Here is a 21,737-nt window from a genome sequence, read left to right on the forward strand (position 1 = left end):
CGATGACGACGGGCGGTCACGGAACTGACGGTGTCGAGCGGCGTGGTTTGATGTTCGTGCTGTCCTCGCCGTCGGGCGCGGGCAAGACGACGCTGTCGCGTCTGCTGATCGACCGCATGCCCGGCCTGCGGATGTCGGTCTCCGCGACCACGCGGGCGATGCGGCCCGGCGAGGTCGACGGCCGCGACTACCTGTTCGTCGACAAGGCCAGGTTCGACGCGATGGTGAAGGGCGACGAACTGCTGGAATGGGCGACGGTGTTCGACAACAGCTACGGCACGCCGCGTGCGCCGGTCGAGGCGGCGCTGTCGGCCGGGCAGGACGTGCTGTTCGACATCGATTGGCAGGGCACGCAGCAGCTCCGCGAGAAGGCGCGCGCGGACGTCGTCAGCGTGTTCATTTTACCGCCCTCGGCCGCCGATCTCGAGAAGCGGCTGCATTCGCGCGCGCAGGATTCCGACGAGGTGATCCGCAAGCGCATGAGCCGCGCCAGCCACGAGATGAGCCACTGGGCCGAGTACGACTACATCGTCATCAACCACGCGGTCGACGAGGCGTTTGCCGAAGTGCAGTCGATCCTGAAGGCCGAGCGCCTCAAGCGCGAGCGGCGGACTGGCCTCGTTGGTTTCGTACGAGGTTTGCAAGGCCAGCTTCAAGGTTAGGATTCGCGAGACGCGGTCCTTCCTGCGCCAGCCGTTCCAGCATCGCCGTGATCACGTCGACGTCGACGGCGTCCTCGATCTGCACATCGTCATCGCGATTGGCCGACTCTTTGCCATTGATGTCGTTGGCCGCGAGCCGGGGGGCCGATGCCTCGATCTCGAACTCTCCGTTGAACATGTTGGCCTCGTCGAGCTCTGCGACCTCGTGGCGGGCTTGGGGCGCCCGCTGATCGACGGCATCGATTGCGTGATCGATCGCCTCGAGCTGCGCGGCTTCGCGCTGAGTGGCTTCGCGTTGGGGGGCTTGGCGACGCGCGGCCGCCTGGGGACGGGCGGCATCGAAATCCACCGGGCGCGGCTGCTGCGCACGCGGCGCGGCAGTCGGCATCGCCTCGAGCCAGGGCGCGCGACCGTCGTCGTGCGGCTCCCGATTGTCCCAATTGACGCGACGATCCTGGACGCGGACGCGTCGTCCGCCTGCGAAGCGATAGATGATGCTGGCGAGGAGGCCGGCGAGCGCCAGCGCGCCACCGATCACGAGCAGCAGCGTCTGGAGCGAGCCGGTCGCTTTATCGGTGGTGGCATCTGCTGCGGCAAGCGCGACCGGGGCAGGGGATTTTGACGGCTTCGCGCTCGGCGGTGCGGGCGAGGCGACAGGAGCGGGCGCAGCCTGCGGTGCGGGCGACGGAGCCGCGGCGGAGGCATCGGGCCAGCGCGTGGCGACCGGGGGCTGCTGCGCGTTGCTGTCGGCGGAGGGAGTGGCAGCTTGTTGCATCGGCGCCGGTTTCGCTGGTGCGGGCGCATTCGGCGTCGTCGGCGCGGTATTGCCCTGCGGCGTCAGATATTCGGCGCGTGCGTCCTGCACTGGGTGCTGCTGCTGCGGCGCTGCTGAATCTGCCGTCGGTGCATCGGGCGCAGCCTGCGCGGTCTGCACGGCCTTGGCGCTGTCCTTGCTGCCTTCGGCGCGCAGATACCAGCATTGCCGCTTGCTCCCGCGCTCCAGGCGATAGTACCAATGCTGCCCCTGCGGCGCGACGCCCTTTGGCGAGGCGAGGCAGTCGCTGGCGGCATTTGCCGAGCTCGTTGCCTCCGGCGCATTCTGCGACACGGCGGCCAGTGGTGCGCCGGCGATGATGCTGCCGACAAGCGCAGATATGAACTTCGCGGTGCGGTTGCCCATCCTGGTCTCCCGATTACGCATAACGCAACTCTTTACGTTCCCTTTGTCATCAAAGACTTGGGTGGCAATGAGCCGCAAATCCGGAGAGGATGTGGCTTGAATCGGGCCTGCGCGGTGTTCGTTCCGCCGCGAATTCAGGCGTTTTCGAGGGCTATTGCTTCGCCGAACTCCAGGTTCCGCCGCAGCCGTCGGAGCGGCGCCACGTTCCGGAACCACTGCGGCCCGAGAGCCGGCCCGTGCTGGTAAAGGTCACGCCTTGGCCCTGGCCGAACGTGCTGACCGAGCCGCCCGTGCTGACGGTTCCGCGAACGCCTTCGCCGATGATCTTGCCCGAGCTCACGACGACAGCGCCGCTCGTGCTGCCGCCGCAACCAACGCTGACGACCGCCCAGGCACCGTCGAAACCACCGCCGCCACCTCCGCTTCGCCGAGGCGACGAGCGTTCCTCGGTCGCCGGCTTGCTCCGGCGTGAGGGCGCGGCCGGTTCGGCCGAGCGGCCTGAAGAAGTATCCTGGCGCGAGCCGGACAGCGACTTTTCGTCGTTGCCGATCGAGCCGCCGGCGCTGCCGGACTGCGCGAAGGCGGACGACGAGGCGAGGGCGAGGTTGAGGAGGGACGCAAGGGCGATCGTACGGACGACGGCATTGGGCATGAGGAAACAATCCGAAATGAAAAAGGTATCAGCGGCCGGAGCCGTCGGCGCAGACGGATCCGATAATGCGGCAAGCTTTGCCAGCCTTGCCGCATTCGTCAAGCGCGGCATCCCTGGCGTGCTGGATGCTGTCGCGCTGGACCAGCGACCAGGATTTGTCTGATATCGCGAACGCGCCGCAGCGGTTGCCGTAGAAGGAGAGCTCGATCGGACATTTGGCGCCGGCGCAATTGCCGCGCGCATCCGCCACCGCCGCGCGCCGCGAGGCGTGGTTCCACGATATGCCCCATTTGCTGCTGTCGGGACCGTACACGATCGAGCCCCACGGCTTCAGATCCTCCATCTTGCGCATCCGCAGCAGCAGGCCTTCGGTTGCCTCGCCCGTCGGCGCCATCGAGATCCGCTGCTGGAGCTTGGTGATCGCACGGGTCAGTCCATCGGGCGTGTCAGGATCGAAATTGAGCTCGTAGAGCCGCTCGCTCAATTCGCTCAGCAGCGCGGCATCGCGCAGCGGCACGCGATCGGGATCGGCGCGCAGCCGATCCGCCGGCAGCGGATCGGGCTGCATCGCGGCGACCTGCGGCGGCGGGCTTTGCGTCGGCGGCACGAAATAGAAGGTGCCGTCGATCGGCGAGGACGACACCCAGGGCTGCTGCGTGCCTGATGTGGCGCGCTTCACGGCGAGGCCGACCTGGTTGAAGGTCTGGAACACGTCGAGGCCCGCGGTCCGGACCGTCGCCGCCAGCGCCTTGGTGTAGGGGCTGTGGCCGTCGCTGCCGTCCTGCGCGACGTTGCCGGGCTGCGTCGCGTAGGAGATCAGCGTGCCCTCCGGCGCGCGCATCTGCGCAAGGCCGCCGTCGGAGGATCGAAGGCCGCGCGAGCCAAACGGGTTGTTGCGGCAGGCGTCGAGGATCACGAGGTTGAGGCGCGTACCCGATCCCTGCATCTGCCGCAGCACGAGGTTGACGTCGGTCATCTGGAAATCGACATCGGCCTCGCGCGTCGGATTGGCGCCGACAGGCACGAGATAGTTGGAGCCGGCGACCTGCACGCCGTGACCGGCATAATAGAACAGCGCGACGTCGGCGCCCTGGACCTGCCGGCCAAAGCTCTGCACCGCGATGTCCATCGCGCCCTTGTCGAGATCGAGCTGGGCGCGCCCGCCGACCAGTGTGAAGCCGAGCGCGGCAAGCGTCTCCGCCATCAGGCTCGCGTCCTTGGACGGGTTGTCGAGCGGCGTGATGTTCTTGTAGGCGGAGTTGCCGACGACCAGCGCAATGCGCTTCTCGGCCGAGGCCGGCGCCGCCCCGGCGATAAGCAGGGCTGCGGCCAGCGCCGCCAGCCCCACGACGCGATTGAAAATCCTCGCGCGCATGAAAACCCCCAAAGCGAAAATTCTTCAAGGCAATGACGCCAATCTACCAGCCCGGCGCGCCGGCGAAAAGCGGTGCGACATTCTGTGCAGGGCAATCGCATGGGAGCGTTACAGGCCGTCATGCCCGGGCTTATCCCGGGCATCCACCCCGGGCCACGCACGCCGGAATGATGAGGGATGGATCGGTGTTTACTTCCACACCCGCGCCAGCGTCAGCGCCAGACATCCCAGCGCAGTGCTGATGAGTCCCACCAGCGCGTAGGACTGGGCGAACACGCCGGTCTGGATAAAGACCTGGCAGGCGATGGCGATGCAGATTGCGGCCAGCAGCAGGCAGGCGCAGCCAACGATGATAGACAGATAGCATATCGCGGTTGCGACGGGCCTTGCGGATGAAGCAGGATCGTTCATGCAGGGTTACAACGGCGCGGCCGGCGGCGGGTCGATCCGCCGCGGCGTGCGCGCAAGATCATCAGTCGCGGGCGCAGCAATCGACAAGTGCGCGCCAGATGCGCTGAACTTCGATGGTCCGCTGCAGCTCAAGGACGTGGTTCTCGCTTGCATGAGAGGATTTTTCTTCCAATCGTGATTCACGTGGTGCGATCCAGCGCTCGGATATCGGATCGTACCATTTGCCGAGATCGACCAAGTTCGTGTCTCCTCTCTTCGATCCCCCTGGTCTTTTAGCCCATGCGCCTGTTCGTGGTGTTCTGGGTGATGTTGCCGTGCTCGGCCTGTTCGCGAATGTTCTGCTTCTCGTCGTCGCGATGGCCCTCGGTGGTGTCGAGCGGAATTGACGGCGTGCTGCCGGGACCCTTGTGGCTCTGGTTCTCCGCGGGAACAGGCTTGACCGTTTTCGTCAGCGGCTTCGTCATGGGCTTTGACTCCGTCGTTGCCTCACGAGATGCCAACGCATGGGACATTCGCGGCGTTCCAATTGGTGGTCTGATGTGATCGGTGCGGAGGCGACGGGAAGGGCTGTCAGCGAAACCGCCGTGTCACCATTGCAAGCACGAAGACAGGCTCGCTTCCGTCAAACACGCTGAGCGTCCAGCTGTCGCCGGGGCGCAGCGCATGCTCGACGTCGCGGGAGAGGCGGACGGCTTCGCGCCAGGCGGCATCGTCGTCGAGGAGCGTTTCACCGGTCGTGTCGGTGTGAGGTTGCTGGCCCTCGAAATGAAAGAAGTACCGCGCCATGTCGGGCAATGCGGGCCACGCGAATATGTTCCGGCTGCGCGGATCGTTCTAGCCCGCCGCGCGTCCCAGCCCTTCGCGAAAGTGCTTCTTCACCGCGCCGTTGCAGGTGCAGGCGCTTGTCTCGAGTGCCGGCGCATCGAGAATCAGGATGGCGCCGCGGCGGGTCGCGAGGATGCGCCTGGCCTTGAACGTCTGGATGACGCGGCTGGCATAGCTGCGGGAGACGCCGAGCATGCCGGCGAGCTGCTCATGGGTGAGGCGGATTTCGTCGCTGCCGATATGCTCTCGGGCCGCGATGATCCATTTGGCCGCGCGTTGCTCGATCGAATGCGCCGCGTTGCAGGCCGCGGTCTGGAGCAGCTGTGCGAACTGGCAGGCTGCGTAGCGCGAAAAAAGCTCATGCATGCCGGGCGATCGCTGCTGCGCCTGCTCGAGCGCGCGCAGCGGCAGGCGGACCAGCGTGCCGCCGACCTTCACGACGACGCGGGAAAAGGCCAGCGACGGGCTGCGGCCTGCGGAAAGACCGACCCCGCCCTCGCGGCCCACCAGGAGACTTTCGACCTCGCGGTCATCCTCAACCGGCACCGCGAACGACACGAACGCAGGGCCGCAGGGGAAGTGGACCACGGAGATGCCGTCGCCGGCGTGATGCAGAACGTGGTTCGCGGCGACCTCGACCGATTGCAGGTGCGGCGCGAGCAGCTCGAAATCCTGGGCGCTGAGCCTTCGCAGCAGATCGTTCCTGGGCCGGCCGGTCACGCTTCTTGTCTCTGGGCTCTTCGTTGGCCGGGAATCGGCGTCTCCAGGAAAAACCCTACGTTTCCGCGCAGGAACCGACAGTTCCAAAGTGAACACAAATGTTTGCGGGAAACCGAAAAGTTCGCAGCAGCGAGGCGTCGCGCCGTCCGGCGTTGCCCGCAGGACACGCTGCGAACTTTGTTCTCATCCGGAGAACTACGGAAATTCCAAATGAGCCAGCGCTTGTGGGGCGCCGCGGGCTCTTATCCGAGACGGATCTGGCGTTCGGCCAGGAGGCGGCTTTGGGCGACCTGCTTGCGGTAGGCACCGATCGCCTTGTTGGCGAGCATCAACTGCCGGCGCTCTCCGGTCCTGAGTTGCGCTTCGATGGCATCCAGAATGGTGTTCGCGGTCTCGTCCGGAGGCCCGAGCTCGCCGCTCTGCTCCAGGAAGCTCCAGGCGATGAAGAATGCGCTTTCGACGGTGCAACGAATGGACATGCGCTGCCAACGCGGTGTGGCCGCAGCCGTTCCGCGCGGCGACGTGCCTTCAGCGCGCGCAGGTTTTCGCGCTACTTCAGCGAGGTGCTGATCGAGCCGAACTTCAACTTCAACGACGAGCCGAGATTGTTGACCACGGCGATGATCGCGAGCGCGATGCCGGCTGCGATCAGGCCGTATTCGATCGCAGTGGCTGCGGGGTTTCATCGACCAGGAAGCGGCGGATGGTCTGCATGGCCTCACCAGAATTCCAAAGAGAAAGCTGGTGAGGACTTTAGTTCGCGGCTTGCCGGTTCCCCTATTTGGAACCGGGGCTTGCGTCAATTCCGGGTTAATTCGACGGAGGAAAACGCGGCGGCGAGATCTCATCCCGCCGCCAAGCCTGTCCAGATTTTCCTGCGCATCAGTTCTTCAGCACGATGCGGCCGACGACCTTGCCGGCGCGCAACTCGTCGATCCATTTCTGGACGTCGCCCATCGGCTCCTCGCGCATCGGCGTCGGCTTGATCTTGCCGGCGCGGGCGAGCGCCATCAGCTCCTGGGCTTCCGCGAGCGTGCCGACCATGAAGCCCTCGACGGTCAGGCGCTTGTAGACCCATTGCACCATCGGTAGGGTGAACTGGCCGCCCATCAGGCCGGAGACGACGACCTTGCCGCCGCGCGCGGCGACCGCCACGGCAAAGGCCATCGACTTCTCATTGCCGGCGAAATCGACCACCTCGTCGAAGCCGCCCTCGGTTTCCTTCAGGATGCGCTTGATCACGTCGGGCTCGGACGGATCGTAGGCGACGGCTGCGCCGTTCTTCAGCGCGGTCTCGCGTGCGGCCGGCGAGAGATCGGCCACCGTGATCGGCTGCTTGAACATCGCCTGCGCAAACGACAGGCCCATCATGCCGACGCCGCCAAGGCCGATCAGCAGCAGATTGCGCTGGCGCGGACGGTCGACCAGGCGCTTGAGCGCGCCGTAGGCGGTCACGCCGGAGCACATCAGCGTCGCGGCCTGGTTGACGGGCAGGGGATCGTAGTCGAGCAGGTACTTCGCGTCGGGCACCAGTACGTGGGTGGCGAAGCCGCCATCGATGGAGACGCCGAGGAAGCGCTGCTTCGCGCAAAGGTTTTCGTCGCCATTGGCGCAGTCGCGGCACTGGCCGCAGCCGATCCACGGGAACACCGCCTTCTTGGCTCCGACGAGGTTCGCCGGCACGTCCGAGCCGACTTCGTCGACCACGCCCGCGATCTCGTGGCCGAGCGTAAACGGCAGCGTCATGCCGCGCGTGGTGTCGAGCTTCTTGCCGCCGCCGAGATCGGCATAGCCGTCCTGGATGTGCAAGTCGGAATGGCAGAGGCCGCAGCGCTCGATGCGCACCAGCACCTCGGCGCCTTTCGGCTTCGGCGTGTCGACGATGGTCTCGCACAATGGCGCATCGAACTTGACCAGGGACTGCCGACGCATCAACGCCATATTCCTTCCTCCGAAATTCCTGTTATCCAGCTTGCTTTCGTATATCCGCCAATTCACGTGCCATGGCAACAAAGCCTGATATCGGAATGGTCTCGGCACGGCGCGTCGCATCGACACCTGCGGCCGCGGCAAGGCGAGCGGGATCCGCTTGAAGCGATTTCAGGCTTTGCCGCAGCATTTTTCGGCGCTGCCCGAAAGCGGCGGCTGCGACCTGTTCGAGCAGCTTGCGATCGCAAGGCAGAGGCTCTGCGCGCGGCACCAGCCGCACGACGGAGGAGGTGACCTTCGGCGGCGGCACGAAGGCCGAGGGCGAAATGTCGAACAGGATCTTCGTCTCGCAGCGCCAGTTGGCGAGCACGCCGAGGCGGCCATAGGCCTCCTCGTCCTCGCGTGCCACGATGCGCTCACCGACCTCGCGCTGGAACATCAGCACCATCATGTCGTACCAGGGCGGCCAGGGGTCGGTCGTGAGCCAGCCGATCAGGAGCTGGGTCGCGATGTTGTAAGGCAGGTTCGCGACGATCTTGGCTCGTTCGCCATTGAGCAGCGGACGCGGGTCGAAGGTCATGGCATCGCCATGCACAATCTCGAGCCTATCAGGGTAGCGCGCGGAAATATCCTGCAAGGCAGGGATCGCGCGCTCGTCATGCTCGATGGCGATGACGCGTTTGGCGCCGAGCGCGAGCAACGCGCGCGTCAACCCGCCCGGGCCGGGACCGATCTCGACGATGGTGGAGTCCTCGAGCGGCGCGGCGGCACGCGCGATGCGCGCGGTGAGATTGAGGTCGAGCAGGAAGTTCTGGCCCAGCGATTTGCGTGCCGACAGCGCGTGCTGGCGAATGACCTCGCGAAGCGGCGGGAGGTCGTCGATCGCGCTCATCAGCTTTGCGCAGCCGCCATGCGGCTTGCGAGCTTGAGCGCCGCGATCAGGCTTGCCGGATTGGCCTTGGCCGTGCCGGCGATGTCGAAGGCGGTGCCGTGATCGGGCGAGGTGCGGATGAAGGGCAGGCCGAGCGTGACATTGACCGCGTCGTCGAAGGCGACCGTCTTGATTGGGATCAGCGCCTGGTCGTGGTACATGCAGACGGCGCAGTCATAGGTGTTGCGTGCGGCCTCGTGGAACATGGTGTCGGCAGGGAGCGGTCCCTTCGCCTCGATGCCGTCGCTACGCAACGCCTTGAGCGCTGGTGCAATCACGGTCTGCTCCTCGTGGCCGAGCGAGCCGTCCTCTCCGGCATGCGGGTTGAGGCCGGAGATCGCGATGCGCGGCCTTTCGATGCCGAAGCGGGATTTTAGCTCGGTCGCGACGATGCGCACGGTCGAGACAATGAGCTCGCTGGTGAGCTGGGCCAGCGCATCGCGCAAGGAGACGTGGATGGTCACGGGCACCACGGCGAGCCGCGGCGACCACAGCATCATCACCGGCTGCGGCACGCGGCCGTTCTCTGCGGCAAGCTCGGCGAGGTATTCGGTGTGGCCGGGATGGCGGAAGCCTGAGCGGTAGAGCACGCTCTTGGCGATCGGGTTGGTGACGACGGCGCCGGCGCGGCCTTCACGGACGTCGGCGACCGCCTGCCGGATCGAAGCGAGCGCGGCCGGCGCGCTCGCTTCATCGGGCTTGCCGGGCTCGGCTGTTGCACTCTCGCCCGTTGCGACCACGGGCAGGGCCTCGGTGAACGCGGCTGCGGCCTCGCCGGCGCTTACCGAGGCAATCCGGATATCGGCGCCGAGGGCCTTGGCGCGGCGAGCGACGAAGGCCTCGTCGCCGAGCAGATAGAAGGCGGGCAGGTTCAGTTCGCGGCGTCTGAGCCAGGCTGCGATCGTGATGTCGGGGCCGATGCCGGCGGGCTCTCCCAGGGTCAGGGCGAGGGGCTTCGAAGGCTTGATGGAAGGTTCTAAGGCGAAGTTGGCCATCAGCGGTTGCGATATTCGATCATCGCCGCTTTCCGGAGATCATCGAGATAGGCCTTCTGGGTCTTCTCGTACTTCTCCGAATACATCTTCTCGCGGACCTCGCGCTTTTTCGGCGTGTCGATCATGGTCGGCTTGCGCGAGCACAGCACGACCATCTCGATGCCCGCCTTGGTGACCTCCGGCGCGGTCAGGTGGCCGATCTGGGTGTCGTCGAGCACCTTGCGAAGCGCCTCGGGCAGTTCCGCGGTGGTCTTGGTGACGGTGTCGCGGATGGTGGCGTTCGGCGTTGAGCGGAACAGCGAATTGGCTTCCTCGCAGCTTCCGACACGCGAGCGATAGGTCTCGGCTTCCTTCTGCCGCGTCTCCAGGAACGCCGGGGAGGAGCCGCGCGGCACGATCAGCACGATCGGCTGCATCTTGTACTCGGTGCCCTCGATCTGGAGCTTGTCGCCGGTCTGGGCCTGCACGGCCTGCGCGACGTCGCGCTCGCCGACCATCAGCTTCTCCTTGAAGCGGCCGCGTACGAGGCTGGTCCAGACCATCTCGGCCTTCATGCGGCCCTTCAGCGTCTCGGGGCGGACGCCCTTGACCTCGAGCGACTTGGTGAGCTGATCCGGCGTGATGCGCATGCGCTGCGCCATGCCCTCGTAGGACTGGTTGATGTCGGAGATGCCGGGGTCGACGCCGTATTTCTTGCCTTCCTTGAGCTTCACCTTGTCGTCGATCAGCTCGTTGATGACCTCCTGCCGGCTCGGGGTCTTCTGCGTGGTCAGCTGGTCGAGCTTGGAGCGCTGCTCGATGTCGAAATCGGTGATCGGGTCGCCGTTGACCATCACGACGATGTTCTGCGCGCGCGACGGCGCGGGCAGGCCGGTGAGGATCAACCCGGCACCGATGGCGAGGAGGAGGCGAAAAACAGGCAATTGGGTCGTCATGATTATCGCTCGCATGTCAGCCGGGATGAGCTCGCTCTCGGGAGAGCCCGGCCGTCATTTCAGACGGTTCATTGGTAGCCGGCGGACGAGCTGGACCCCGTCGAGGTCGCCAGCGTGCGCAGGCCGATCTGGAACATGAACGCGTGGTTCAGCACGGGCGGCGCCGTGCCCGCAGAGTAACTATACGAAGTTACATAGTTCACGCCGAGCACGAAGCAATCGTCGACATAGCCCGCTCCGAGCACATACTGGTTGATCTTGTTGGCCTCGAGGTCCCAGCGCGCCGAGCCGGTCACCACCCAATTGGCCGCGACCTTGATCGAGCCCGAGGTCAGGATGCCCTCGCGCCGCGTCAGATAGCCGAGCTCCGGCTGCTCGGCGTAATTGCCGTACATCATGCTGACCGACCAGCGATTGAAGTTGGCGCGGCCTTCCGCCTCGAAGCGCTGAACGTTCCAGGTCTGCTCGTCCATGCGGGAGCGGACGCTGAACGTGTAGGTGCTGTTGGGTGAGTAGCTGGCGCTCGCCACGTAATCCGAGCGCGGCTTGTCGAGGCCGGAATCAAGGCCGGTGTTGATGGTGTCCTGGACCGTGTAGGAGTTCAGGCCGAACAGCTGGTAGGACTGGCCGAACAGCACCTTGACGGCGCCGCCCTTGTCGAACTGCGTGGTGGACTGCACGCCGACATTGGCGCGGCCGCCGCCCTCGACGCGGTCGTAACCGGAGAACTTGTCGACGCTGAACAGGTTCGAGGTGTCGAACACCATGCTCTGGGCGTCCTCGTTCGGGAACTTGCCGGCATAGGGCTCGTTCGGCCGGATGATGACCTGCGCGATCGGCTCGATGGTGGTCGAGCCCCAGGGCTGAACGTTGATGAAGGGATAGCGGTATTCGAGGCCGACGGTCGGCATCAGGCGGAACGCCTGGGTGTCGCCGACCGGCAGGTAGTTCGACACGCCCGGCTGGTTGGAGATCGAGGCGTTGATCGCGTCGGCGCGGAGGCTGGCGAACGGTGTCCAGATCTCGCCGAACGGGTCGGTGTAGGACTTGCGCCACTGCGCTTCCGCCGTGAGGCGGGTGTAGGTGCCGGGGACGCCGCGCAGCAAGCACTGCGACGGCGTGCGCGCGAGCGGATCGGCCGACGTCGTCGTGCACAGGCTGGCGGTATTGGCGAGCGTGGTGATCGGATCGAACACCGCCGTGTCACGCGACAGGTTGGTGAAGTTGGTCTTGTAGCTGAACTCGCCGCCGAACACCGGATAGTTGAGCACGTTCGAATAGTCGATCACGGGATAGACGATCGGCACCTGGCTCTGGTTGCCCGAGTAGCTCAGCCAGTACATCGTGCGCGCATCGAAGAAGCTGCGATTGCCGACGCCGGTCAGATAGAGCTGCGACAATGCGTCGGTCGGCAGATACAGGAACGAGCCCAGCGGATCGCGGTATTGCGACAAGCGGTAGTCCGAGAAGAAGTAGTAGTCGGACATGACGACGCCGTCCCAGCCCCAGACCCACTTGTCGTTCAGCGCGAACTGACCCTTGGTGTCGACGGCGCCGCGGAACTGGCGGTCGCCGGGCTGGCCGGCGAGTGCGCCGGGGTCGAGTTGGTCGATGCCGTAGACTCGGATCTGGTAGGCGCCGTCCATCAGGCGCTGGCGGTACTCGGCCTGGAACAGCACGCCCTGCTTGGAGGTGATGCGCGGGCTGAAGGTCATGTCCATATCGGGCGCGATCGCCCAGTAGAACGGAACTTCGACACCGTAGCCGAACGGCGTGTTCGACGTGAAGCCCGGCATCAGGAAGCCGGTCTTGCGCTTCACGGTCGGGTCGGGCGTCGAGAAATAGGGCATGTAGGCGATCGGCACGCCGAAGAATTCGAGCTGCGCCGTCTCGAAATACAGCATCTTCTCCTGCTGGTCGTGGATGATGCGCGCACCCTTGACCTGCCACAGCGGCGGCTTCTTCGGATCGTCCTTACACGGCGCGCAGGCCGTGTAGACGCCGTTCTCGAACACCGTGTAGTTGCCGCTGGAGCGGTCGGCGCGGCTCGCGGCCATGCGGGTCTGGTCGGCGGTGTCGACGCGCAGCGAATCGACGAAACCGTCGCGGTAGTCGTCGGAGAGATCCAGGATCTCGGCATAGGTGATCTTGCCGTCGGCGTCCGTCATGCGGACGTTGCCTTCGGCATGCAGCCGCTTGGTCTTCTGGTCGTAGATGACCTTGTCGGCCTCGACGCTCGTGCCGTTGTAGAACAGCTGGACGTTACCGACCGCGGAGACGCGCGAATTGTTGTAGTCGTAGTCGACCTCGGTCGCCTGAACCAGCATCTGGTTGTCGTTGGCGACCTTCGGCGGCTTCGCACGCGGCGGCAGCGGATTGTAGGTGAAGCTCTGAGCGGAGGCCGGCGTCACGGCGGCAACGTCCATCAGCCCGCCGAGCGACGCCACGGCGGCGACAGCCAGCAGGAGCCTGCGAATGGACAAGCCGTATCCGTTCGCGCGCACCACAGTACGCTGCGTCAAACGAGACACGAGCCCTCGATGGACGGCAGTCACTAACCGTCCTCCTGATACAACAAGGCCAAAAAGCCGGTGAGGCCGCCCACCACCGCGGGCAACCACGCCGCAGCGATCGGATGCATCAACTCAGCCTTGCTCAAGTCTTCAGTCACTTTCGACAAAACGTAGAGCAGAAAGCCTGCGCCCACGCCACTCAAAACCATCTTCTGCACGCCGCCCATCCGGAAGAAACGCAACGACACGGAAGCCGCCAGCATCACCATGGCGGCCAGCAAAAACGGCTGTGCCAGGAGCTTGTGATACTGGAGTCGATAGCCGGCTGTCGCGAAGCCCGAGCTCTCCGAGGAGCGGATGTAGCTCGGTAGTTGCCAAAAGGACACAGTCTCGGGTGTGGAAAAGCTGTTGCGGATCTGGGCTTCCGTCAGCGTCGTCGGAATCTCCAACGTCGCCTGGTCGATCGGCGGCGAATCCAGCGAGAAGCGGCGCACCGATTTGAACAGCCAGTGACCGGACTCCAGCGCCGCCTCGCGCGCCTCGATCCGCTCCTTGAAATGCCAGTCCGTATCGAATCGGAACAGGGTCAGGCCGGTCAGCCGGACGCCCTGCTGCTCGCTGCGCGCCGCGTTGATGATGACCTGGCCGTCATTGGTGACCTGGTTGAGCCAGAAGCCGGAGGCGTCCTGGATGCCGCCGCCGGGGGCCGAGCCGAACAGCTCGGCTTCCATGCGCTTGGACAGCTCGCGCAGGTTCGCCGACATCGGATTGTAGGCGACGGTGGCGATCACCCCGATCAGGAGCGCGCTGCCGAGGGCCGGCGAGATGAATTGCCACGCGGAGATTCCGGCGGCGCGCGCGACCACGAGCTCGAGCCGGCGGGAGAGGGCGAGATAGCAGGTCATGGCGCCGATCAGCATGCAGAACGGCGTCAGCTTCTCCAGCAATTGCGGGACCCGGAACAGCGAGGTCTCGGCCACCATGATCGCGGAGGCGGATGCGAGCCCTGAGGTCTTGCGCACCATCTCGATGTAGTCGACCAGCACCAGCAGCAGGAAGATGCCCGCGAACACGCCGAGCGCCGCGACGACGAAGCGTCCGGCGAAATAGCGCCCGAGGGTGTTGGTGAGCATGCTCATGCGGCGGCCGGCCGTCCGAACAGCCGCGCGATGCGCGCGTTCGACCTGTTGATGGCCTCCATGAGGCGGGGCGGCGGCTCGACCACGATGCCGCCGATGATCAACCACAGCCCGACGCCGATGGCGCCAAGGACCATCGCGTACTGGAACAGCACCGGGCCAGGCGACTTTACCGCCATCACCGAGCAGGCGAATCCTGCCATGCGCAGGCCGAACACGGCGATCACCGAGCCGCCGATCGAGAAGTTGCGGCTTTGGCGCGTGGTGCGCGGCGCGCCGAGGAAGGCGAAGGTCAGCACGGCAAAGGCGAAGGGATAGATCGGCGCCAGCAGGCTGTCGTGCAGAGCCGAGCGGAACTGTCCGGGAATCTGCTTGTAGACCGGATCGTCCTCGGACGGCGAGAACAGCTCCCAGAGATAGCGCTCGCGGATGCCGAGGGTGACGTCGTGACCCTGGCCCGAGAATTTCGACATGTCGAAGCCGTAGCGGCCGAACGCCACCAGCGCGGGATCGCGCTTGCCGGCCTCGAAGCGCTGGAGATTGCCGTCCTTGAGCACCAGGAACGAGCCGTTGTCGTTCTTCACGACCTCGCCATGCTCGGCGACGATCGAGACGCGCTCGTTGGGATCGCGGCGATCGTCGATGAAGATCCCGGCGAGGATGCCGCCGGGCTGGCGTTCGCGGATCCGGATCGTCAGGTTCTTGTCGAGCTGGGCGAAGCGGCCGGGCTGGAGGATGTTGGTGAGCACGTCGGCGGTGATCTCGGCGTCCCACTGCTTGATCCGCCGCATGCCGTCGGGGGCGAGATAGGCCGCGATGAAGGCGACCAGCAGCGCCACGACACAGGTGGCGTAGAAGAACGGATAGAACAGCCGGAACGGCGAGAAGCCGGCGGCATTCATCACGATGATCTCGGAATCGGTCGCGAGCTTGTTCAGCGTGTGCGAGATCGCGATCATCAGCGCGATCGGCGAGATGATCAGGACCAGTGCCGGCACGACGAGGCTGGTGATGCCGAGGAAGGTCAGGATGGTCTGACCCTGGCTCGTCATCAGGTCGATGCCGCGCAACGCCTGCGTAATCCAGATCACGCCGGTGAGGCTGACCAGGACCAGCGCAAACGACGCCAGCGTCGTGCGGAAGATATACCTATCGATTGACCCCATGCGCTACCGCACGAATCCCCACCAGCACCCCAATCCAGGCCGGAAGTCCGGCTGCCCAACCAATCCCCGATCAGGGGATCCCCAAGGTCGGCCAACCACCTCTTCCACCGGCTTACTCTCTCACTACCATCCCTTTGATCCATCAACAAAATGGCTGCCCCGTGGCGCCGTCAATATATGGTTAATATTTCCCTCGTTGTGGCCCGGCGGCCACGGGGGTGCTTGGCAGCCACCGCGCCGGTGGCCCATAGTGGGGAAAGTCCAGTGAATCGTCGTTCAGCTCCGGCCCGTGGCCGGGTCCGCCCAGCGACGAAAAGCCCGATGTTTTGAAGGAGTTACCCATGTCCGATGCCATCAAGGTCGGCTTTGTCCCGCTGTCTGCTGCCGCCCGTGGCATCCTGGTCGTGTTCTGCGACGACACTCTGAAGCTCGGTCCGGCGACGGCCAAGGCACTCGGCGGCGCCACTGAGCTGGTCAAGCGGGCGGCCTCCGCCGCCGGCTTCAAGGGCAAAAGCGGCGCCGCGCTGGACGTCCTGGCACCGGAGGGGCTGAAGGCCACCCGCCTGGTCGTGATCGGCGCCGGCAAGGCGGCGAGCCTGAAGGCGAACGACTTCCTCAAATTCGGCGGCGTGGCGGCGAGCAAGCTTTCGGCCGCGGCCGCTGCCATGACCATCATGGCGGAACTTCCCGATGGCGCCATGACCAGCGAGCAGGCGGTTGCGATCGCCTCTGGCCTGCGGCTGCGCGCCTACAAGTTCGATCGCTACAAGACGAAAAAGAAAGACGGCGAGGAGGGCGGCTTGCGCGCCGACGTCTCGCTTGCGGTCGGCGATGCCACCGCGGCGAAGAAGGCGTTTGCCTCGGCCGGCCATGTCGTCGACGGCGTGATCATCGCGCGCGACCTCGTCAACGAGCCGCCGAACGTGCTTTTCCCCGAGGAGTTCGCACGCCGCGCCAGTCAGCTCCGCAAGCTCGGCGTCAAGGTCGAGGTGCTCGACGTCAAGGCGATGGACAAGCTCGGCATGGGCGCGCTGCTCGGTGTCGGCCAGGGCTCGTCGCGGCCGAGCCGCACCGTGATCATGCGCTGGGACGGCGGCAAGAAGGGCGAGGCGCCGGTCGCCTTCGTCGGCAAGGGCGTCTGCTTCGACACCGGCGGCATTTCGATCAAGCCGGCCGGCAGCATGGAAGATATGAAGGGCGACATGGGCGGTGCCGCCTGCGTCGTCGGCCTGATGCACGCGCTCGCCGCGCGAAAGGCCAAGGCCAACGTCGTCGGCGCCATCGGCCTCGTCGAGAACATGCCCGACGGCAATGCGCAGCGGCCGGGTGACATCGTCACCTCGATGTCGGGCCAGACCATCGAGATCATCAACACCGACGCCGAAGGCCGCCTCGTGCTGGCCGACGTGCTCTGGTACGTCGCGAAAAAGACCAAGCCGAAATTCATGGTGGATCTGGCGACGCTGACCGGCGCGATCATGGTCGCGCTCGGCACCGAGCATGCCGGCATGTTCTCCAACAATGACGAACTCGCCGACCGTCTGCTCGCGGCCGGCATCGAGAGCGGGGAGAAGGTCTGGCGCATGCCGCTCGGCCCCGAATACGACAAGCTGATCGATTCCCAGTTCGCCGACATGAAGAACACCGGCGGCCGCCATGGCGGCTCGATCACCGCGGCGCAGTTCCTGCAGCGCTTCGTCGACGGCACGCCCTGGGCGCATCTCGACATCGCCGGCACCGCGATGGGCGCGCCGAAGACCGACATCAACCAGAGCTGGGGAAGCGGTTACGGTGTGCGTTTGCTCGACCGTCTGGTCGCCGACCACTACGAGCGCAAATGATCTGAGATGACCGAAGTCCTTTTCTACCATCTGCAAAACATGACGGTGGAGAACGTGTTGCCGCCGCTTCTCGAGAAATCGCTCGAGCGCGGCTGGCGCGTCGTGGTGCAGTCGACCTCGCCGGAGCGCGCCGACGCGCTCGACGCGCACTTATGGACCTACCGCGACGATTCCTTCCTGCCGCACGCGACATGGCGCGTGAACGATGCCGCCGATCAGCCGATCGTGCTGGCGATCGAGGAGGACAATCCCAACGGCGCCAATGTCCGCTTCCTGGTCGACAACGCCGCGCTGCCGCAGGACGCGCAGGGCTATGAACGCATGGTGCTGCTGTTCAACGGCGACGATCCGGATGCGCTGGCGTTTGCCCGGAGCGCCTGGACGGATTGCAAGGCGCGGGGATTTGATGTCACCTATTGGCAGGCCGACGAACGGGGCCGTTGGCAGCGCCGAAATTAGCGGTCGTTTGCAATTAATGATAATTTGCACTTTTCGGGCGATGCTGGCTTTTGTCACCTTCGTGCCGCAAAGTGATGTTGGGACAATCGCTTAGGGCCGGTCCTTCATGCGGGGAATTTAGTTTATCGTGCGACATCAAAAGCTTCCCAGCTCGCTCATAGTTGCGTTGGCTGCCGTAGCACCGCTGCTCGCGGGCTGCTCGGGGACCGACCTGTTGTCCAAGGATGCCCAGTGGTTCAACACGCCGAGCCGCCTGTTCATCAAGAGCATCTCAATCGAATCACCACCATTGACCCCCGACAAGCCCGTGACGGCCGAGGATCTGGTCAGCGCCGACGGCGCCTGTCCCGGCATGACGCCGCCCCCCGGGCCGGCTGACGCCAATGCTTCGACGACGGCGCCGGCGCCCATGGGCGGCACGGTCGCCCTCGGTCACACCGAATGCGATGTGGTGCGCGGCATCGGGGCGCCCTCGACCGTCAACCTCTCCAGTGATGCCGCCGGTCGGCGCGTTGCCGTGGTCACCTGGAGCACCGGTCCGCGCGCGGGCATCTACACCTTCACGTCCGGCCGTCTGTCCTCGATCGAGGGCACGCCGGAAGCGCCTGTCATGCCGAAGGCGACCAAGCCGAAGCCGAAGAAGAAGTCGGCGTAAGCCGAACTCTCGCGTCCCGGACGCGCTGCAGCGCCATCAGCGCGTCCACACGCGTCTTCGGCGCGCTATGCGCTGCTGCGCAGAGCCGGGACCTGGTCTCTCTCGATCCAGTCTCTCTCGATCATGAGCCCCGGCTCAACAGCGCACCACTATCGTGCTGCGCTGTGTCCGGGGCACGAGAGCAACGATCGAATTCGCCATCTCATCAAAACGAATGCGTCGTCACTTCGAGCTGTGGCTTCTGCGCGCGCATCAATGTGTTGGTGGGACTCGCGCGCGCCTTCGAAAGTCACGCTGCCGTTATACGTGATCGGCAATTCGTGATGTGAGAGCGTTTGCATCCGCTGTCGAAATCAGCCCGGAGGAAAACTGGAGGAAATCTCCAGAATAATCACGCGTGTCTAAAGCAGTGCTTCAAGTAAGACATCCGCACCACTGCTACGCATCGAGAGGAGGGGCTAGATCGATCGAAGGAATATTTGGATGTCTACTACCTCTGTTTTCTCCCCGGTTACGGGCCAGCTCACCATTTTCGGCGATAGCGCCAATAACGGCGTCGTGATCAGCCGCGACAAGTCGGGCCGCGTTCTCATCAATAACGGGCAGGTGAAGACGATCGGTGGCGATCCCACTGTGGCCAACACCAATGAGATCGACATCTTCGGTCAGGGCGGCGACGACACGATCACCGTTAACGAATCCAACGGCCCGATGCCCGCGGTGCACATTTTCGGCGGCGACGGCAATGACAGGATCACGGGCGGCTCAGGTGCCGATTTGCTGTTTGGGCAGGCCGGCGACGACACGATCAAGGGCGGCGGCGGCAACGATCTGCTGTTTGGCGGCGCGGGGAACGACACGCTGGACGGCGGCAGCGGCGACAACCAGTTGTTCGGCGAAGCGGGCAACGACCTCATGATCTGGAATCCGGGGGGCGGCACCAACCTGTTCGAGGGCGGTGACGGCAACGACACCGCGCAGGTCAACGGAAGCAATGACCCGGAGACGTTCACGATCACGGCGAACGGCACGCGCGTGCGATTCGACGGGACAGGCGCCGCGCCATTTTCGCTCGACATCGGCACGACGGAGAATCTTGTGCTGCACGCCGGCGGCGGCGACGACGTCATCACCGCAAGCAATGGACTCGCCAGCCTGATCTCGCTGACGCTCGACGGCGGCGCCGGCAACGACAGGATCACCGGGGGCGACGGCAACGACCTCCTGATCGGCGGCAGCGGCGACGACATCGTCAATGGCGGACGCGGCAACGACGTCGCGCAATTAGGGACGGGCGACGACACCTTCATCTGGAATCCCGGCGACGGCAGCGACACGGTCGAAGGCGGATCGGGCAACGACAAGCTGCTGTTCAACGGAGCCAACATCAACGAGACCATCGACATCTCGGCCAATGGTGGCCGGGTGCGCTTCACCCGCGACGTCGCCAACATCACGATGGACCTCAACAGCATCGAGCAGATCGAATTCGATGCACGCGGCGGCGCCGACAACATCACCGTCGGCGATCTCTCCGGGACCGGCGTCAAGCAGGTGCTGGTCGATCTCGGAGCCGTTCCCGGCGGCACGCAAGGCGACGGCGCGGCCGACACGGTGACCGTCAACGGCACTAACGGCGGCCAGCACATCGAGGTCACGTCCAACGGGACGACCGTGACGGTGACGGGCCTGCCCGAAGTCGTGACGATCGCGAATGCGGAAGCTGCCAACGACCGGCTGGTGATCCAGGCGCTCGGCGGCAACGACGTCATCGATGCATCGCTACTTGCTGCGGCGATTGGGCTGACCATCGACGGCGGCGCGGGCAACGATACCATCACCGGCAGTCAGGGCGCCGACACCCTGATCGGCGGCGACGGAAACGATAAGGTCACCGGTGGCCGCGGCAACGACGTCGCTCTTCTCGGCGCAGGCGACGACCTCTTCACGTGGAATCCCGGTGATGGTAGCGACACCGTCGAAGGTGGCGCGGGAACGGATACGCTGGTGTTCAACGGCTCCAACGTCGCCGAGAACATGTCGATCTCGGCGAATGGCGGCCGCGCGCTTCTCACCCGCGACGTCGGCGCCATCACCATGGATCTCAACGGCGTCGAGCATGTGCAGATCGCTGCCGCCGGCGGCGCCGACAACATCACCGTCAACGATCTCTCCGGCACCGGCGTCACGCAGGTGGCGATCGACCTCAGTGCCGGCCCCGGCAGCCAGAGTGGTGACGGTGCGGCAGATCGTGTGACCGTGAACGGCACCGCAGGCGATGACAACATCTCGATCACGACCTCTGGCGGATCGATCGTTGTCAACGGCCTTGCGGCGCAGGTGACCATCGCTCACGCCGATGCCGGTGACGTCCTGACCGTCAACGGCGGAGGCGGTAACGACGTCATCAATGCCTCGTCCATCAAGGCGGGGCAGCCGTTCAGCCTCAACATCAACGGCGGTGACGGCAACGACACCATCACCGGCAGTGCCGGCAATGACATTGTGAACGGCGGCCGTGGCAACGACGTTGCCAATCTCGGCGCCGGCGATGATACCTTCGTCTGGAATCCCGGCGACGGCAGCGACATTGTCGAAGGCGGCAAGGGCACCGATACGCTGTTGTTCAACGGCGCCAACATCAACGAGAACATCAACATCTCGGCCAATGGCGGCCGGGTGCTGTTCACCCGCGATGTTGCTGCCATCGCGATGGACCTGAACGGCGTCGAGCATATCAACTTCAACGCCCTCGGTGGTGCCGACAACATCACGGTTGGCGACCTCTCCGGGACCGGCGTGAATCAGGTCAACCTCGACCTCGGCGCCAATGACGGCGCCGCGGATACGGTGACGATCAACGGAACCAGCGGCAGCGACGTCATCACGGTGACCGAGCACGACGGCATCATTACGGTGTCGGGGCTTGGCCAGGACATCAACATCACCGATGCCGGCACAGGCGACAGGATCGTGATCAACGGCCTCGATGGCGACGACGTCATCACGGCCTCCGGTCTGCACGGAGGCATCCAGCTCGTCGCCAATGGCGGCAATGGCGATGACGTCCTGATCGGCAGCCCCGGCAACGACACGCTCGCGGGCGGTGCGGGTGACGACGTGCTGATCGGTGGCGGCGGACAGGACGTCCTCGACGGTGGCCCCGGCAACAACGTCGTCATCAACGGGGGCGGGGCGATGGCGGCCGCGATGCTGCTCAACCAGGCCATGGCGGCAAACCTCGTTCCGGCAGGTGACGGTCACGGCGAGATGCCATTGCCCGATCCGCACGCGGCACAGAGCCAGACCCTCGCACCGCCGCAGCACGCCTGACGCTTAACTCCGGCCC

The 21,737-nt window shown here is 65.2% G+C and carries 21 protein-coding genes and 1 pseudogene; 5 read left to right on the forward strand and 17 right to left on the reverse strand.

The window, feature by feature from the left end; genetic code table 11:
• The first annotated feature begins 2 nt into the window (after positions 1-2).
• Positions 3-662: a guanylate kinase gene (gene gmk, locus AB7535_RS12240; RefSeq protein ID WP_166352747.1), complete on the forward strand. Its 660-nt coding sequence runs from the start codon at positions 3-5 to the stop codon at positions 660-662.
• On the opposite strand, the gene AB7535_RS12245 is transcribed toward gmk, so the two are convergent.
• The 17 genes and pseudogenes from AB7535_RS12245 to lptF all read right to left on the reverse strand — a co-directional run bounded on the left by AB7535_RS12245 (position 595) and on the right by lptF (position 15,433).
• On the reverse strand, positions 595-1,842 hold the full coding sequence (locus tag AB7535_RS12245) for a hypothetical protein (protein WP_439036354.1): 1,248 nt from the start codon (positions 1,840-1,842) through the stop codon (positions 595-597). The genes gmk and AB7535_RS12245 overlap by 68 nt on opposite strands.
• A 151-nt stretch (positions 1,843-1,993) precedes the next feature.
• Positions 1,994-2,494, reverse strand: a complete 501-nt coding sequence (locus AB7535_RS12250) for a hypothetical protein (RefSeq protein ID WP_439036355.1) — start codon at positions 2,492-2,494, stop codon at positions 1,994-1,996.
• Positions 2,495-2,522: 28 nt separating this feature from the next.
• Complete coding sequence (locus AB7535_RS12255; protein WP_439036356.1) at positions 2,523-3,869, reverse strand: caspase family protein; 1,347 nt, start codon at positions 3,867-3,869, stop codon at positions 2,523-2,525.
• Between the two features lie 189 nt (positions 3,870-4,058).
• Entirely contained in the window at positions 4,059-4,280 is a 222-nt protein-coding gene (locus tag AB7535_RS12260) for a hypothetical protein (RefSeq protein WP_063983690.1), read from the reverse strand.
• Positions 4,281-4,341: 61 nt separating this feature from the next.
• Entirely contained in the window at positions 4,342-4,518 is a 177-nt protein-coding gene (locus AB7535_RS12265) for a hypothetical protein (protein ID WP_166095994.1), read from the reverse strand.
• A gap of 34 nt (positions 4,519-4,552) precedes the next feature.
• Entirely contained in the window at positions 4,553-4,744 is a 192-nt protein-coding gene (locus tag AB7535_RS12270) for a hypothetical protein (RefSeq protein WP_439036357.1), read from the reverse strand.
• Between the two features lie 106 nt (positions 4,745-4,850).
• Positions 4,851-5,066: a DUF6894 family protein gene (locus AB7535_RS12275; RefSeq protein ID WP_063983687.1), complete on the reverse strand. Its 216-nt coding sequence runs from the start codon at positions 5,064-5,066 to the stop codon at positions 4,851-4,853.
• A gap of 48 nt (positions 5,067-5,114) precedes the next feature.
• Entirely contained in the window at positions 5,115-5,825 is a 711-nt protein-coding gene (locus AB7535_RS12280) for a Crp/Fnr family transcriptional regulator (protein ID WP_439036358.1), read from the reverse strand.
• Positions 5,826-6,067: 242 nt separating this feature from the next.
• A complete protein-coding gene (locus AB7535_RS12285) occupies positions 6,068-6,304 on the reverse strand; it encodes a hypothetical protein (protein WP_028157550.1) in 237 nt (78 codons plus the stop codon).
• 71 nt (positions 6,305-6,375) lie between these two features.
• A pseudogene (locus AB7535_RS12290) lies at positions 6,376-6,539 on the reverse strand (Flp family type IVb pilin).
• A 168-nt stretch (positions 6,540-6,707) separates the two neighbouring features.
• Positions 6,708-7,766: an alcohol dehydrogenase gene (locus tag AB7535_RS12295; protein WP_063983685.1), complete on the reverse strand. Its 1,059-nt coding sequence runs from the start codon at positions 7,764-7,766 to the stop codon at positions 6,708-6,710.
• A gap of 22 nt (positions 7,767-7,788) precedes the next feature.
• Positions 7,789-8,646 (reverse strand): 16S rRNA (adenine(1518)-N(6)/adenine(1519)-N(6))-dimethyltransferase RsmA, encoded by an 858-nt coding sequence (gene rsmA / locus AB7535_RS12300; RefSeq protein WP_085402860.1) that lies wholly within the window; start codon positions 8,644-8,646, stop codon positions 7,789-7,791.
• A complete protein-coding gene (gene pdxA, locus AB7535_RS12305; RefSeq protein WP_439036359.1) occupies positions 8,646-9,680 on the reverse strand; it encodes a 4-hydroxythreonine-4-phosphate dehydrogenase PdxA in 1,035 nt (344 codons plus the stop codon). Before pdxA ends, rsmA begins: the two co-directional genes overlap by 1 nt.
• On the reverse strand, positions 9,680-10,615 hold the full coding sequence (locus tag AB7535_RS12310; protein WP_439034779.1) for a peptidylprolyl isomerase: 936 nt from the start codon (positions 10,613-10,615) through the stop codon (positions 9,680-9,682). Before AB7535_RS12310 ends, pdxA begins: the two co-directional genes overlap by 1 nt.
• Positions 10,616-10,683: 68 nt before the next feature.
• Entirely contained in the window at positions 10,684-13,170 is a 2,487-nt protein-coding gene (locus AB7535_RS12315) for an LPS-assembly protein LptD (protein WP_166096043.1), read from the reverse strand.
• Positions 13,170-14,267: an LPS export ABC transporter permease LptG gene (lptG, locus tag AB7535_RS12320; protein WP_063983680.1), complete on the reverse strand. Its 1,098-nt coding sequence runs from the start codon at positions 14,265-14,267 to the stop codon at positions 13,170-13,172. The genes AB7535_RS12315 and lptG overlap by 1 nt, the downstream gene beginning before the upstream one ends.
• Positions 14,264-15,433, reverse strand: coding sequence for an LPS export ABC transporter permease LptF (gene lptF / locus AB7535_RS12325; protein WP_063983679.1), 1,170 nt, complete (start codon positions 15,431-15,433; stop codon positions 14,264-14,266). Before lptF ends, lptG begins: the two co-directional genes overlap by 4 nt.
• 341 nt (positions 15,434-15,774) lie before the next feature.
• On the opposite strand from lptF, the gene AB7535_RS12330 reads away from it, so the two are divergent.
• The 4 genes from AB7535_RS12330 (at position 15,775) to AB7535_RS12345 (ending at position 21,721) form a co-directional block, all read left to right on the forward strand.
• Positions 15,775-17,274 (forward strand): leucyl aminopeptidase, encoded by a 1,500-nt coding sequence (locus AB7535_RS12330; RefSeq protein ID WP_166352769.1) that lies wholly within the window; start codon positions 15,775-15,777, stop codon positions 17,272-17,274.
• 6 nt (positions 17,275-17,280) lie between these two features.
• Positions 17,281-17,733, forward strand: a complete 453-nt coding sequence (locus tag AB7535_RS12335; RefSeq protein WP_014495779.1) for a DNA polymerase III subunit chi — start codon at positions 17,281-17,283, stop codon at positions 17,731-17,733.
• Between the two features lie 166 nt (positions 17,734-17,899).
• Complete coding sequence (locus tag AB7535_RS12340) at positions 17,900-18,388, forward strand: hypothetical protein (protein ID WP_028147753.1); 489 nt, start codon at positions 17,900-17,902, stop codon at positions 18,386-18,388.
• Between the two features lie 483 nt (positions 18,389-18,871).
• Positions 18,872-21,721 (forward strand): beta strand repeat-containing protein, encoded by a 2,850-nt coding sequence (locus AB7535_RS12345; protein ID WP_439036360.1) that lies wholly within the window; start codon positions 18,872-18,874, stop codon positions 21,719-21,721.
• The last annotated feature ends 16 nt before the right edge of the window (positions 21,722-21,737 follow it).

It is taken from the genome of Bradyrhizobium sp. 956_D2_N1_4 (assembly GCF_052076025.1).
In the GTDB taxonomy this organism is placed as follows: domain Bacteria; phylum Pseudomonadota; class Alphaproteobacteria; order Rhizobiales; family Xanthobacteraceae; genus Bradyrhizobium; species Bradyrhizobium barranii.

What these genes read in the sequence shown, in the direction of transcription:
- AB7535_RS12275 (WP_063983687.1), bottom strand. Translation starts at nt 5,066, where the DNA reads ATGGCGCGGTACTTCTTTCATTTCGAGGGCCAGCAACCTCACACCGAC.
- AB7535_RS12270 (WP_439036357.1), bottom strand. Translation starts at nt 4,744, where the DNA reads ATGACGAAGCCGCTGACGAAAACGGTCAAGCCTGTTCCCGCGGAGAAC.
- AB7535_RS12285 (WP_028157550.1), bottom strand. Translation starts at nt 6,304, where the DNA reads ATGTCCATTCGTTGCACCGTCGAAAGCGCATTCTTCATCGCCTGGAGC.
- rsmA (WP_085402860.1), bottom strand. Translation starts at nt 8,646, where the DNA reads ATGAGCGCGATCGACGACCTCCCGCCGCTTCGCGAGGTCATTCGCCAG.
- AB7535_RS12295 (WP_063983685.1), bottom strand. Translation starts at nt 7,766, where the DNA reads ATGGCGTTGATGCGTCGGCAGTCCCTGGTCAAGTTCGATGCGCCATTG.
- pdxA (WP_439036359.1), bottom strand. Translation starts at nt 9,680, where the DNA reads ATGGCCAACTTCGCCTTAGAACCTTCCATCAAGCCTTCGAAGCCCCTC.
- lptG (WP_063983680.1), bottom strand. Translation starts at nt 14,267, where the DNA reads ATGAGCATGCTCACCAACACCCTCGGGCGCTATTTCGCCGGACGCTTC.
- AB7535_RS12345 (WP_439036360.1), top strand. Translation starts at nt 18,872, where the DNA reads ATGTCTACTACCTCTGTTTTCTCCCCGGTTACGGGCCAGCTCACCATT.
- AB7535_RS12260 (WP_063983690.1), bottom strand. Translation starts at nt 4,280, where the DNA reads ATGAACGATCCTGCTTCATCCGCAAGGCCCGTCGCAACCGCGATATGC.
- gmk (WP_166352747.1), top strand. Translation starts at nt 3, where the DNA reads ATGACGACGGGCGGTCACGGAACTGACGGTGTCGAGCGGCGTGGTTTG.
- AB7535_RS12250 (WP_439036355.1), bottom strand. Translation starts at nt 2,494, where the DNA reads ATGCCCAATGCCGTCGTCCGTACGATCGCCCTTGCGTCCCTCCTCAAC.
- AB7535_RS12245 (WP_439036354.1), bottom strand. Translation starts at nt 1,842, where the DNA reads ATGGGCAACCGCACCGCGAAGTTCATATCTGCGCTTGTCGGCAGCATC.
- AB7535_RS12255 (WP_439036356.1), bottom strand. Translation starts at nt 3,869, where the DNA reads ATGCGCGCGAGGATTTTCAATCGCGTCGTGGGGCTGGCGGCGCTGGCC.
- AB7535_RS12330 (WP_166352769.1), top strand. Translation starts at nt 15,775, where the DNA reads ATGTCCGATGCCATCAAGGTCGGCTTTGTCCCGCTGTCTGCTGCCGCC.
- lptF (WP_063983679.1), bottom strand. Translation starts at nt 15,433, where the DNA reads ATGGGGTCAATCGATAGGTATATCTTCCGCACGACGCTGGCGTCGTTT.
- AB7535_RS12310 (WP_439034779.1), bottom strand. Translation starts at nt 10,615, where the DNA reads ATGACGACCCAATTGCCTGTTTTTCGCCTCCTCCTCGCCATCGGTGCC.
- AB7535_RS12335 (WP_014495779.1), top strand. Translation starts at nt 17,281, where the DNA reads ATGACCGAAGTCCTTTTCTACCATCTGCAAAACATGACGGTGGAGAAC.